12 protein-coding genes and 1 pseudogene are annotated in these 12,710 nt (G+C 41.4%); 2 read left to right on the top strand and 11 right to left on the bottom strand.

What is annotated here, in order from left to right:
- Nucleotides 1-129: 129 nt before the first annotated feature.
- From SSAL8618_RS02805 to SSAL8618_RS02760, 10 genes and pseudogenes are all read right to left on the bottom strand, one after another.
- Entirely contained in the window at nt 130-1,020 is an 891-nt protein-coding gene (locus tag SSAL8618_RS02805; RefSeq protein WP_002886027.1) for an RluA family pseudouridine synthase, read from the bottom strand.
- Nucleotides 1,004-1,465, bottom strand: a complete 462-nt coding sequence (gene lspA / locus SSAL8618_RS02800; protein WP_002886074.1) for a signal peptidase II — start codon at nt 1,463-1,465, stop codon at nt 1,004-1,006. The genes SSAL8618_RS02805 and lspA overlap by 17 nt, the downstream gene beginning before the upstream one ends.
- An 8-nt stretch (nt 1,466-1,473) precedes the next feature.
- A complete protein-coding gene (locus SSAL8618_RS02795) occupies nt 1,474-2,379 on the bottom strand; it encodes a LysR family transcriptional regulator (RefSeq protein ID WP_022496606.1) in 906 nt (301 codons plus the stop codon).
- A gap of 116 nt (nt 2,380-2,495) precedes the next feature.
- Nucleotides 2,496-3,734 carry a CD20-like domain-containing protein gene (locus SSAL8618_RS02790; protein ID WP_002886109.1) on the bottom strand — a complete coding sequence of 413 codons (1,239 nt, stop codon included), beginning with the start codon at nt 3,732-3,734 and terminating at the stop codon, nt 2,496-2,498.
- 323 nt (nt 3,735-4,057) lie between these two features.
- Nucleotides 4,058-4,636 carry a hypothetical protein gene (locus tag SSAL8618_RS02785; RefSeq protein ID WP_037602002.1) on the bottom strand — a complete coding sequence of 193 codons (579 nt, stop codon included), beginning with the start codon at nt 4,634-4,636 and terminating at the stop codon, nt 4,058-4,060.
- On the bottom strand, nt 4,629-5,369 hold the full coding sequence (locus tag SSAL8618_RS02780; RefSeq protein ID WP_037602000.1) for a hypothetical protein: 741 nt from the start codon (nt 5,367-5,369) through the stop codon (nt 4,629-4,631). Before SSAL8618_RS02780 ends, SSAL8618_RS02785 begins: the two co-directional genes overlap by 8 nt.
- Nucleotides 5,366-6,259 carry an ABC transporter ATP-binding protein gene (locus SSAL8618_RS02775; RefSeq protein ID WP_038675501.1) on the bottom strand — a complete coding sequence of 298 codons (894 nt, stop codon included), beginning with the start codon at nt 6,257-6,259 and terminating at the stop codon, nt 5,366-5,368. Before SSAL8618_RS02775 ends, SSAL8618_RS02780 begins: the two co-directional genes overlap by 4 nt.
- Before the next feature lie 76 nt (nt 6,260-6,335).
- Nucleotides 6,336-6,449, bottom strand: a pseudogene (locus SSAL8618_RS10915) (immunity protein YezG family protein); the annotation flags it as partial.
- A 79-nt stretch (nt 6,450-6,528) separates the two neighbouring features.
- Nucleotides 6,529-7,314, bottom strand: a complete 786-nt coding sequence (locus SSAL8618_RS02765; RefSeq protein ID WP_022496600.1) for a hypothetical protein — start codon at nt 7,312-7,314, stop codon at nt 6,529-6,531.
- A gap of 55 nt (nt 7,315-7,369) precedes the next feature.
- Nucleotides 7,370-8,743 (bottom strand): hypothetical protein, encoded by a 1,374-nt coding sequence (locus tag SSAL8618_RS02760; RefSeq protein ID WP_038675499.1) that lies wholly within the window; start codon nt 8,741-8,743, stop codon nt 7,370-7,372.
- A 289-nt stretch (nt 8,744-9,032) separates the two neighbouring features.
- Here SSAL8618_RS02760 and SSAL8618_RS02755 point away from each other — a divergent pair, with 289 nt between their 5' ends.
- A complete protein-coding gene (locus SSAL8618_RS02755) occupies nt 9,033-9,791 on the top strand; it encodes a peptidylprolyl isomerase (protein ID WP_038675498.1) in 759 nt (252 codons plus the stop codon).
- Between the two features lie 36 nt (nt 9,792-9,827).
- Here the strand turns inward: SSAL8618_RS02755 and SSAL8618_RS02750 are convergent, their stop codons facing one another.
- Nucleotides 9,828-11,729, bottom strand: coding sequence for a beta-glucoside-specific PTS transporter subunit IIABC (locus SSAL8618_RS02750; RefSeq protein WP_038675496.1), 1,902 nt, complete (start codon nt 11,727-11,729; stop codon nt 9,828-9,830).
- Nucleotides 11,730-12,035: 306 nt separating this feature from the next.
- On the opposite strand from SSAL8618_RS02750, the gene SSAL8618_RS02745 reads away from it, so the two are divergent.
- Nucleotides 12,036-12,671, top strand: coding sequence for a hypothetical protein (locus tag SSAL8618_RS02745; protein WP_013990993.1), 636 nt, complete (start codon nt 12,036-12,038; stop codon nt 12,669-12,671).
- Nucleotides 12,672-12,710: the final 39 nt, after the last annotated feature.

Raw genomic sequence — 12,710 nt, 5'->3', positions numbered from 1 at the left:
CTCCTTGCCTGCCTCTCTGGACAGTGATTAAAGGACTTATTTAATTAGGTAAATTATAGCAAATTTCAGACTCTTTTACAAGAAAAAAACGGACGCCCCTCCCAAGAAAGACTATCCGTTTAATAACTGTTACGCTTCTCTCAACTTCTCCAAGGTTTCCTTGAAAATAGCAGGTTCTTCCGCTGTAAATTCGACCAATTCTCCAGTCGTAGGATGTGTGAAACCAAGGGTCTTAGCATGTAGAAATTGGCCATGGCCCTTGAGGGTCTTGCGTGGCCCATAAAGAGGATCGCCCGCCACCGGGTGACCGATATAAGCCATGTGCACACGAATCTGGTGTGTGCGACCTGTTTCCAGCTGCAACTCTACCAAAGTATAGTTGCCAAAACGTTCAAGAACGGTAAATCGTGTTACTGCAGGTTTTCCTTTAGCTGTGACTGCCTGCTTCTTGCGGTCCTTATCTGAACGCCCAATCGGAGCCTCAATCACGCCTCGATCGTTAGGTAGATTGCCATGCACAATAGCCACATACTTGCGAAGGGACTTCTTATCCTTAAGCTCAGCCGCCAAAGCATTGTGAGCCTTATCATTCTTAGCAATCATAAGGAGACCAGACGTGTCCTTGTCGATACGGTGGACAATCCCTGGACGCACCACACCATTGATAGACGAGAGGTCCTTGACATGATACATTAGGGCATTGACCAAGGTACCAGACGTGTGACCAGCTGATGGATGGACAACCATGCCTTGAGGCTTGTTGACCACTGCCACATCCGCATCTTCGTAGATAATATCCAAAGGAATATCTTCAGCCTTGTATTCCAAGACCTCTTCTTCTGGCAATTCATAGGTGATGACATCACCCTCTTTAACCGCATACTTGGCCTTTGCCGACTTACCATTAACCAAGACCGTTCCAGCCTTAATCGCTTCATTGGCCTGACTACGTGACAATTCTGTCAAATCTGCCAAAGCCTTGTCCAGACGGTTGCCCGCCTCTTTAATGATGACTTCCATTTTCCTCTTTCCATAAGATTAAAATCAAGAGCAGCACGCCTACCGTTAGATAGGAGTCTGCCACGTTAAATATTGCAAAATCAATAAAATCAAGCTGAACCATATCAACCACGTAACCCAAGTGCACACGGTCAATAAAGTTACCAATACCACCTGAGATAATCAAAACCAAAGATAGCACCAGCCAAAGACTCTTCTGGTAATTCTTAACCAGATAAACCATAGCCGCACCAATCACTAGAACCGTCAAAATCACAAAGAAATATTTCTGATCCTGTAAAATCGAAAAGGCAGCACCACGGTTCTGTAGATAGGTCAAACTGAAAAGTCCAGGAATAGCCTTGATAACTTGGTTAAGGGCAATATTTGCCACAACCCAATGCTTAACCCACTGATCCAAACCAATCAGAGCCAGAATAGCCAAAGGAATCGCAACCTTACGCATAAGTCCTCCTACGGTTTGTATGTATCAAAGTAGTCAAACATAACATTGACAAACTTGAGAGCACAAGATGACAAGTTAATCCCCTTACGGCGGACATAAACCATCTTGTTATCCAAATTATCCTCAAGCGGAATAACCGTAATCCCGTTCACACTTTGCGCATCTAAGAAACCAGATCCCGTCGCATAGGCATCTGTACGTTCCAAGATACCGTTCAAAGTCGCACGGTCTGTCACGTTAAACATCAAAGACGAATCTGACGTATCCACAAAGTTTTCAGAATAGTAAAGGTACTCGTCCTTCTCCTGAGTGAAACGCACTGTAGGCAAGGCCACCAAGTCCTCCATAACAAGACTTTCTTTTTTAGCCAGAGGATGGCCCTTACGGAGATAAATGTGCGTCTTAAACGGAATCAAATCAATGGCCTCAAGCCCAAGCTTGTCCATATTTTGCTGGATTCCCTTGCTATTTTGACGATTCAAATAGATAATCCCAATCTCACTGTGCCCCTTGGCTACCTCATCCAAAATCTGAATGGTCGTAGACTCAAAGATACGGAAATCCTTGTAATCAGGATAGCGCTCTGAAAAAGTCGTGATCAAAGGTGGCAAAAAGTCATAGTGCTGGCTGGCAATCGAAAACTGGTTGCCCTTTTCAGAAGCATTGAGATAGCGATTTTCAAAACTATCAAAACTGCGTACCACCTCAAGCGCACGCTCGTAAAAAGTCATGCCCTGACTGGTCAAGACAGCCCCCGTCGTTGTACGGGTGAAAATTTGGAAATTCAGCTCCTGCTCCAAATCCTTGATAGCCACCGAAAGGCTAGGCTGACTCACAAAGAGCTTGCTGGCTGCCTCACGGAAGGTTCCGCTGTTGGCAATGGCTACGACATAACGTAGTTGTTGTATGTTCATGTGTGACACTTCTTTCTTGAAAAATCAATCAATACTATTATACCAGATTTTATCCTCTTTTTGTTGATACTAAAAAGCCCAGGCAACCCTGAGCTTGAATTAATTAAAAAGTAGTCTTATTCGTCTGATTTGTCTGTCAAGAAGTACTCGTTTTCACGTTTGTCATAGTCAAAGGTCAAACGAACAGCATCTACCTTACCACTTTCTGGATTATAATCACGGTAGCTAAGACTCACTGACTGAGTGAGATCGCCTTGTTCAGTTTGTGTCATTTCATGATAAGTGAAGCTAGCCTCTGGGTGTTTTTCAACCACCTCAGAAAGTCGTGTCCCCTTGAGCAAATCAGCTTGTGTACCTACAGACAACTTTTCATAGTCATCTTTTGTCCAGTTGCTATGATAGTCATCAACTTCTTTGACCTTATCATAGTCGAAGGTTGCTGAGGCAGATTTCAAAACATAGACACCGTCTTTTATCTCGAAAGTCAAACGAACATAGTTGTTTCCATCTGTATTTTCTTTTCTATAGGTAAGGTCTAGTAAATCTGGTTTATCTTCCTCGTAAGCATCACTATACTCGGCATCAGTCGCCTTACCATGAGCGTCCAAAACCTCGTCCAATGTCAAAGTACCAACCTTCAACTCCTTAAACTGATCCTCAGTCCAGTCAAACTTATAATTCTCATCGATGTACAGATAAGCTCTATCGTGACCGTCACTTTGGAACTGCTCAGCATGGTTCATGACAAATTTCACTGCTTGATAGCCTGCTCCAGCAAGCGAAGTCATGAAGAAGATGATTGACATGACTAGGGCAATAATAGATAGTGCCTTGCGTGTTGACTTCAGACTCAAAACCAAAGTCACAATAGCCAAAATGATAAGGAAGAAAGCAAGGAAAGTAAAGACAAAACCGAAAGGAAGCGTCCAAGACAGAATGACAAATAGAATCCCCAAAACTAGGATAATAATTGGCAAAGCAATATTAACAAAAGCATTGTTCTTGGTTACTTTTGGTTTGTAATAAGGGTTTTCCAAAGGTATCTGACTTGTCTTTGGAGTTTCTTTTTCTTGCTCTTTCTCCATATTCAACTCAGGCATTGGCTTAGGAGCTTCCTCCTCTAATGCCACCTGAGCCTCGTCTGGTTGCGTATCTGCTACTGAGTCAGCTGTCACCTCTTCAGTAGCTTCAGAACTATCCACCTGCTGAGCCTCAACCTGCTCAGACACTGGGGCACTTTGTTCCTCCGAAGCAATGACAAAGCCCTCTTTCTTAGCTTCCATAAACTCCTCAGGACTTGGTTTACGCCCATTGACGTCCTCAAAGTGACGCACCCATTCTTCTCTAGTTGCCATAGCTGACTCCTTTATCTCTTTTTCTTTATTTTATCATACTTTAATCCGGTCTTAGGAAAATAAGGTCGGATATAAGAGAGAATTTTTTGAGACTGCCTTCGGTGCTTAAGTAACAAGCCATCTCATGAAAATGGAAGAAGAAAAGAAACTCCCCCCAAAAGTAAGATTTTTTCGATCACACTTTTTGGGGCAGTTCACTTCTAGTGAATTATAGTATTTTCACTGTCCACTGTAAGTGGGAGTATATCACCTTCACCGTCTCAGAGGATAGGAATTAAAAGAAGATTTCAATAGAAAAAGGACTCTGCATTGAAAAAGAATCCTTAATTTCTTATAATCCCATCAAATAATTTCTTCAAATTCCCAAAACTCACCACTGGAAAGACGAGTCCTGAGTAGAATAAGAGCACGGTGTTTAGAAAATCTACCAAGACTGAAATTCGTTGGAAGCGGATAGTCAGTCGAATCATGACAAGATAATAGCCGAGGAAAATCAGGAAACCAATCAGTACCACGAACAGTCCTTGGAAACTGATGACCTTCAAAGAAAAGCGAGTTGGTAAACCCTGATGAATCAAAAGCAGAGCAATCCAGAAGATCAAAGACAACCAAACAAAGTAAACCACTGCTCGTTGCAGGTAAATTCTATACACTGATTGCAAAGCATACTGGGTGCCAAAAGATTGCCCAGACCGAATCTCGTACTCCAACTCTTCATTACCCAAGGAGACCACATGGGTCAAGATGAAATAATAATAGAAATAGGACAACTGAAAGTCAGAATTTCCCCTCAAAAGGCTATAAAAACCAAGAATGAAAATGACGTGGTAGAGGGTGTCAAACAGGGTATCCGCCCAGCGTCTCCTACGAAAGAGATAAAATCGCTTCACTTCATTATACATGGAACAAACTTCCCTTCTTTTTGGCATAGGTCAAACAAGTTTGAAAGCACAAGTAACCCAAGAGCCAGTAAATCAAACCGTATCCCAGTAATAATAAAAGAACGAACCAACTTGGCTGGCGGATAAAACTCACCAAGAGATGGAAAGGCAAGAAACGAGTTAAAGTAGCAATCAAATGACTCGATTGTTCCTGAAAACCAACCAAAAAGAGAATCCCGTAAGCAAGGAGGCTAGTAATACTGGAAATTTTTGTAAAGACAAAGGAAAAACTGGCAAAGAGAAAGCCTAGACCATAAAGGGACGCAATAACCACAAAGGACAGAAGAAAGGTAACAAATGTATCGACCCAGTCAGTAGGAAAGGCAATCTGCTGAACCAAGGCAACCAAGCAAAACAAAGGAATGGCCTTGACCAAGTCCAACAAAATCTGTACGATAATTTTGATAAAAAGCATGCCAAATATGCTCCGCCGACTCTGAATCACGTTGATAATGGTGCGGTCTGCAATCTCATCCTCGATAAAATAGGTTGGATGGGTGATACTGTGGCTAGAAAAATACCAAGTAAAAAGCAAGATAAACAGCTCAAAAGTATCTTGCTGGCTGTCAAAATAGGTCAGAAAACCCGTAATTAGAAAGAAAATTCCCAGATTGGCAAAGAGAAGATTGACTTTGAACTGTTTGTATTCACTGAGTTGGCGACTAAACTCTCGCCCAATAGCTGCTAGCATCATTTGAGCACCTCATAAAGCAAATCTTCCAAAGAGGCAGGTTCTCGGGTGAACTGCAAGACTTCTGTTTCTTCCAGCAATAGCCGATAAAGGTCTGGATTTCTGGTCTCTACCGAAATCCCACCGTCAAGCACCTTGTAGTCCAGCTCAGGGAATCTTTGTTTCAGTACACTTTCTGCACTCTTATCTAACAGCAAGTGATAGACTTCATGCTGGTGGACATTGCCAAAAATCTCTTCAAAGGTTCCTTCACGATAAAGCCGCCCCTCCTGAATTACCACCACCCGAGTGCTGACCTTCTCGATAAAACTAGCATCATGACTGGTGATAAAAATACTGGCTTGATGGTGACGAGCATAATCCTGCAAAAGAGTCATCAGCTGTTTTTTTGCCAGCAAATCTAGCCCATTGGTCGGCTCATCCAAACAGAGTACTTTCGGTTTTTGCACCAAGGCTAAGATTAAGGTCAATTTTTGACGGTTGCCCTGGGACAGTTCTGAAACCAGCGTGTCCTTATAAGGGGTAAAAGCCAGCTGGTCACACAAGACATCCACCTCTGCCTTGATATGAGACAAGGCAATCCCATTCAAGCTTAGAAAATATTGGAGATTCTCCATAGCTGTCAAATAACTGTACAACCCCTGCCCGCTCTCCAAGACAAACTTGACCAGCGAGTGGATTTTCTTGGAGCGATTAGAAACGTCATAGACACGAACCTCGCCCTTATCCTGCAAAAAAATCCCTGCCAAGAGCTTGATAAAAGTCGACTTACCGGCACCATTGCCACCAACGATGGAGAAGATTTCACCTGAATCTGCTTGAAAATCAGGAATGTCTAACACCAACTTCTTGTGAAAACTCTTTTGAACTTGTGAAAATGTTATGTTAGTCATTTAAGATTACCCCTTGATTTGGAAGATTCCCTTTAATTTGTTCAATTATTTTTTCAATATCTATAATTTCAGTATTATTAGGAAAATTATATTGCTTTGGAATATAGAGATTGTAGATATACTCATTTTTCCCCTCTTCATTAACACTCTGAGCAATCTCACGAATTTTTTCATTAATTTGTTTTTCCATTTTATCCTCCAATACGGTTTAAAATTGTTTTAACTTCAAGCATTTTGCCATCAATTTCATACATTACTTTAACCACAACTTAGCCCTGTATCCTCCTATACTCCTTCGACTTCTCTCCATACCAATCCTTAGCTGAGTAGCCAAACTGCTCTCTATATTGCTCAGAGTATTTGAAGAGGTAATAACCTCGTAGCAAATCAATGGAAAAGACATAAGTCGCAAAGACAAATATGGCAGGCATAATAGGCATCAACACCGCATCAATGCTCCCTCTAGTATCACTTCCAGTGGAGCGGTCAAAGAGCACAAGGGCACCTGTAATCCCGGTTCCACCTAAAAAGACTAAACCATCCGAAATCTTTTCAGTCACAAGTGCTACCATGGGGCTAAACTCTGTCTGATTTTGAACAGCTTCTTTCAGTTTACGGGGAACCGTTCGAATCAAGTAATAAATGGACAGAAGAAACATAGCTCCCGATAGTATACTGACAATATTTCGTCGTGTCATCATCATTATTCCGGCACATACTGTAAAGATAGCGAGTAAGACTACCATGTAAAAGTAGGTGCAAAATTTTAGTTTCATCGGGCTTCTTCTGTTCTTAATTGAAAAGAAAAGATAGACCAAATACATGACTACATAGAAAAGAATGATTGGCCACTGAATCCAAGAAAATGTTGGATTTTGATCAAGCGTCAATCCTTTTATAAACATGGGTGTGATAATAGAGAAGAAATAAATAACAATTGAAGTGATAAACAAGCCAATAAATCGTTTCCAGCTTCCTTTTTGATTGAGCTTTTCTACGGTCTCCTTAGTGACAAGAGACTGACTTTGCTCGAATGTATAATTTAAAAATCTCAATAGTTTTCTCCTTTTATCAAGAAAAAACAGGAAGGTTTCCCCTCCTGTTCCTTAATTAATCCTCGCCATCTGGACCTGATTTATAAGTAAGGTAGAACGTATCGTCATCTTCTTTGGTATCAAATGACAAGTAAACACTCTTGAGTTTACCATCTCCAGCCTCATAGTCACTATAAGAAATGCTCATTTCTTTTTTGAATTCACCTTGACGAGATGTTGAGATTGTGTATTCTGCACTTGAAGCTTTAGGGTGATCCTTAACGATATCTTCAAGTTTCGTACCGTTTGATGGATCAGTGTAATCACCCTTAGTGAGAGCATCAAACTGTTCTTTTGTCCAATCAGCTTTGTAAGAGCGATCAACTTCTACCTTATCTTGAGGGAATCTACCTGAAGCATATGACAAGATAAATGTACCGTCATATTGTTTCTTAAAGTTTAGGTAAACACTTTCACCATAGTCTTTACCAGAGTAATTCAACTTCATCTCATCGCCAGAGATTTGTGCATCAGAAGCCTTACCATAAGTCTTGATGATAGACTTAACGGTATCCTTACCTGCTTTCAACTTCTTGAACTTAGATTCATTCCAATCAAATTTAGCATTTTTGTCAATGTAGTCGTTGACATCAGTACTATCACCTTTTGAATCAGATTTAGAATCAGATTTAGAATCGCTGTCATCATCTTTCTTGTCAGCGTCATCATCGTCTTTGTCAGCAACTTTTGATGTCTTGCTTGAGCTTGTGTTGTCACTAGCGTTTTGAGAGATTTGGAAAATCAAACCACCAATAGAAACAAAGAGCATGAGACCAGCAACACCTGTTGCAATAATTGAGAGCAATTTCTTGCTTGATTTAAGGCTAAAGACAAGTGAAACAACTGCCACTGCAACTGCGAGGACTGTCAAGATGATGAAGAGCCAAGCAGGACTTACAAACCATGCCAAGACTGCAAAGATTACTGAAAGTGCAATCGCAACGATTGGCAAGATAAGATTGAAAAGAGGTTTATCTGCTGAGCCAGCTGCTGCTGGATTAGGAACTGTTCCAAATCCTTGAGCTGATGAGATAGGTGCCTTTTCAAACATGCTTGAATCAAATTGTGGTGTTGGTTGTTGCACAGGTGCTTCTGAGAAAGCTTCTGCACCAAATGGTGATTCACTGCTTGCTTGTTCTGCGACGGCATCCTCAGCTGTTTCAGCCACATCTGCGATATCATCTTGTTCTGCCACTTCTTCAGTAGCAACTGGTTCTGGAGCTACTTCTTCAGCGACAGGTTCGTTAGCTGGTGCTTCTACAGATGCTGCTTGAGCAGCCAAAGCACTTGTATCAAAGTCAGCTGCTTTAGCATCCAAAAATTCTTGGGGGCTAGGCTTACGCCCATGTACCGACTCAAAGAGTTCAGCCCATTCTGCTTTAGTTGACATAAAAATCTCCTTTTTTCAAGAAATCCAAACAAGAGGTCCCTTCAGCTTAGCAAAGTTTTCTATAGTTAGGATTTAGACACCTATCTCTGATAAGAGCAAGTAGCATGCGTCCTTCCAAAAGTCAGCCCTCACCTTTTAGCCTGAGGCAACCTTTTTCCTATATCTAGTCCCATTGTTCATCTTCTTGTTGATAATCCCATTCTACCATATTTAAAGACCTCTGTTAACCGTTTCCCAAAAGGTTTTTTTCTGCTACAATAGTAGGTATAATGCACCAAAGGAGTTATATATGAAAAACATTAAAAAGTACATTCCATTAATTATTGTACTTGTTATCGCAGGCCTAGGTTTTGCCTTTCGTGAGAACATCTCACGCGCCGTTCGTGGAGATGCTTATGTTGATAATAAGATATTCACTAAACAATTAGAAAAAGCCCAAAAATCTGGAAAAGATGCCTTCCCACAGTTGTCAGACAAGGTCGGTAAGGACGAAGCTGAAGTTATCCTCCACACTTCAAAGGGTGATATCACAGTCAAACTCTTCCCTACACTTGCTCCAAAGGCTTCTGAAAACTTCTTGAAACATGCAAAGGACAAATACTATGATGGTCTTACCTTCCACCGTGTCATCAAGGACTTCATGATTCAAAGTGGCGACCCTAAGGGTGACGGTACTGGCGGAGAATCTATCTGGAAGAAAGGTTTCGCTGTTGAGCCTACACCATTCCTCTACAACATCCGTGGCGCACTTGCTATGGCCAATACTGGTGCTAAGAATTCAAACGGCAGCCAATTCTACATTGTTCAAAACAAGGACGATCAAAGCAAGCAACTAGGAAATGCCGGCTATCCAAAACCTATCATTGACGCCTACAAAAAAGGCGGTTACCCAGCTGGTGATACCAAATATACTGTCTTTGGACAAGTCATCAAAGGCATGGATGTCGTTGATACCATTGCTAACCTTGAAGTCGATGACAACAGCAAACCAAAAGAAAATGTAACGGTTAATTCCGTTGAAGTTGTTAAAGACTACAAATTCAAATAAACAAAAATCCGAGAAGTTGATTCTCGGATTTCTTTTTTATTTAACAGCAGTGAGGAGATAGTCACCGGTGTTAACACGAGCTTCTTTAGTCGTTAAGACATCATTAAAGTCAGCTGTATTGGTCACAATGACTGGCGTGATGACTGGTAATTTAGCCTCTCGGATAGTTGCTAGGTCAAATTCTATAAGTTTTTGCCCTGCTTCTACAACTTGACCTGCTTCCACATAGGTCTTGAAGCCTTTACCAGCAAGAGAAACAGTATCCATACCAATATGAATGAGAAGCTCTGCACCATTTTCAGTTGTCAAACCAATCGCATGACCAGTAGGGAAGACTAAATTAACAGTTGCCTTAGCTGGTGCGACCACTACCCCATCAGTAGGGTCAATAGCGATACCTTTACCCATAGCTCCTGAGGCAAAGACTTGGTCAGGAACTTGGTCAAGTGGGACAACATTCCCGATAAGTGGGCTCGCAATAATTTCTTGTTGAATTTCTTTAGGAGCAGGTGCAGCTTCTTCAGCTTTTTCCTCAACCTTAGCTGCTCCACCACCGTATAGATTTGGTACTCGCACAAAGAGTTGGATGAGGAAGGCAAGAACACCACCCACAATGGCAATAATAATGGCAAAGATAACTTTAGAAAGGTTACCATCCGGTCCAATAAGGCTTGGGAAGACAAAAACACCCAGACCACCTATTGAATACGTCTTAATATCTAGGGCCATCATGGCAGCCCCCATAAGTCCTGAAACACCACATGAAATGTAGAATGGTGTTTTCATTGGAAGAGTCACCCCATAGATAGCAGGTTCTGTTACACCAAAAATAGATGAAACAAAGGCTGGCATAGAAATGATACGGACTTTTTCTTCTTTTGTCTTAAGCATGATAGCCCCCAATACACCTGTTTGCGTGAAACATGGAAGGATAGCTGCTGAAAGAATCGTAGAACTTCCGTTTGTTGCCACATCTAAGATAGCAAGGGGAACAAGCGCCCAGTGCATTCCGAACATAACCAAGACTTGCCATAGGATACCAAGTACAAGACCAAAGACAATCGGACTAAAGTTCATGATCGCTTGGAAAAGACTTGTCAATCCATCAGAGAAAGTGTTGGCAATTGGTCCCACCACCAAGAATGTTAATGGTACTGTAATGAGCAATGTAAAGAAAGGTACTACGAAGACTTTAATGACATCTGGAGTAATCTTAGTAAAGAATTTTTGAATGTAAGAAGCCACCCAGATTGCCAAGATAGAAGGCATTACTGTTGAGAGGTAACCCCCTGCAGGAAGCGTAAACGGAATAACCCCTAGAACATGACCTTGACCTGCCTTTTGAAGAGCTGTCACTAGCGTAGCAATATCAGGATAAACAAGTGCTCCTGCAACCGCAATAGCTGTAAACTCATTAACCTTGAAACGACGAGCAGAAGTCAAGGCAATCAAGATTGGCAAGAACTGGAAGAAACCATCCCCCGCCGCATTAAGGATGACATACATAGGGCTTGTTGCAGCTGACAGGCCACATGCTGCCATGACAGCGACTATTCCTTTGATAATCCCGGCTGCAGCCAAAGGCCCAAGGAAAGGTTGGAAAATACTTGATACCAAAGATACAAAGCGGTCAAAGAGATTTCCCTTTGGTGCATCCCCCTCATCAAGATCAAGACTTCCACCTGCTGGAAGACCACCAACTTGGAGAACCTCCGCATAAACATCAGGCACATGGTTACCGATAACCACCTGATATTGTCCACCTGCCTTAACAACAGTAACAACTCCGTCACGGTTCTTAAGGTAGTCATCATCTGCTTTAGATTCATCTTTCAAATCAAAGCGCAAACGTGTCACACAGTGTTTCAAGCTATTGACATTTTCCTTGCCACCAACGTGTTTGAGAATGTCCTCAGCTAATTCAGTATATTTAGCCATAAGGGCTCCTTTCTTGTCTAGGATTCTAGTTTTCTTTGAGGCTTTTTCAACGAAAAAAACCTAAATAAATACCAAGAACCAATTGGGATAAGCATACACTACTCCCATTAGTTTTTCGTATTTATCTAGGTTTTGCCTGCTGACCAGTAACAATCCTTTTGCTATGGTTCTATCTTATCAGAGTCCAAACATTTTTGCAAGCCCTTACATAATTGTTTTTTGTTTTTCGAGGTAAATTCTTGACCAAGAGTATAAGTCATGATAAACTATCGTTAGTTTATAAACTAACAGAAAGAGAGTTACACGATGAAAACAAGAGCAATTATTGAATTTAAAGATACATACGCTAGCATGGAATGCCACAAGCTTGGTTACCAAACCAAGGAAACTGCCTTGGCTATTATTTCCCCTACTGGACATATTCTATCAAGTACACCGCTTTTCAGAAAGGCATATGGTTCGAACACTGCTCACATCGACCAGCTTCCTTTCAATATAGATAATCTCAGTATCACAGCAAAAGGTCTCAGTAAGAAAGCCAAAGCCAACTTGGAAGATTGGATTGCCCATACTATCATTCTTCCAATGGACTATGATAAGTACTTTACTAAGCATCAAGAACTTTTGCACCTCCTAGCAGAATCACCTATCGTTGAGTCTGTCCAAGCCTTGACTTATAAGACAGTTAAAATCCATTTTTCTGAAGCACTCAATGATGAGCATATTCGTCAACTACAAGGGTTTATTCTTGCTCAGGCAGGTATTTATAGCTATATTGGGACATCTACAGTTTCAGACCGAAATGCCTACCAGGCTCTTGAATGGGCTAAACTTGATGTTAATGGTCGTTCACACAACGATCATAAGCCTGCTATTTTTCATCGTAGCAAAGGCCTCTTAGGTGGCTTCTTTCACCACGGAAATCAAGAAAGTATTGCATAACTAATAACTGGGACACCTTGTGTCCTTTTTTGCAACAAA

The sequence above is a fragment of the Streptococcus salivarius genome (assembly GCF_000785515.1).
Lineage (GTDB): Bacteria > Bacillota > Bacilli > Lactobacillales > Streptococcaceae > Streptococcus > Streptococcus salivarius.
This window is presented reverse-complemented; position numbering and strand designations above follow the sequence as displayed.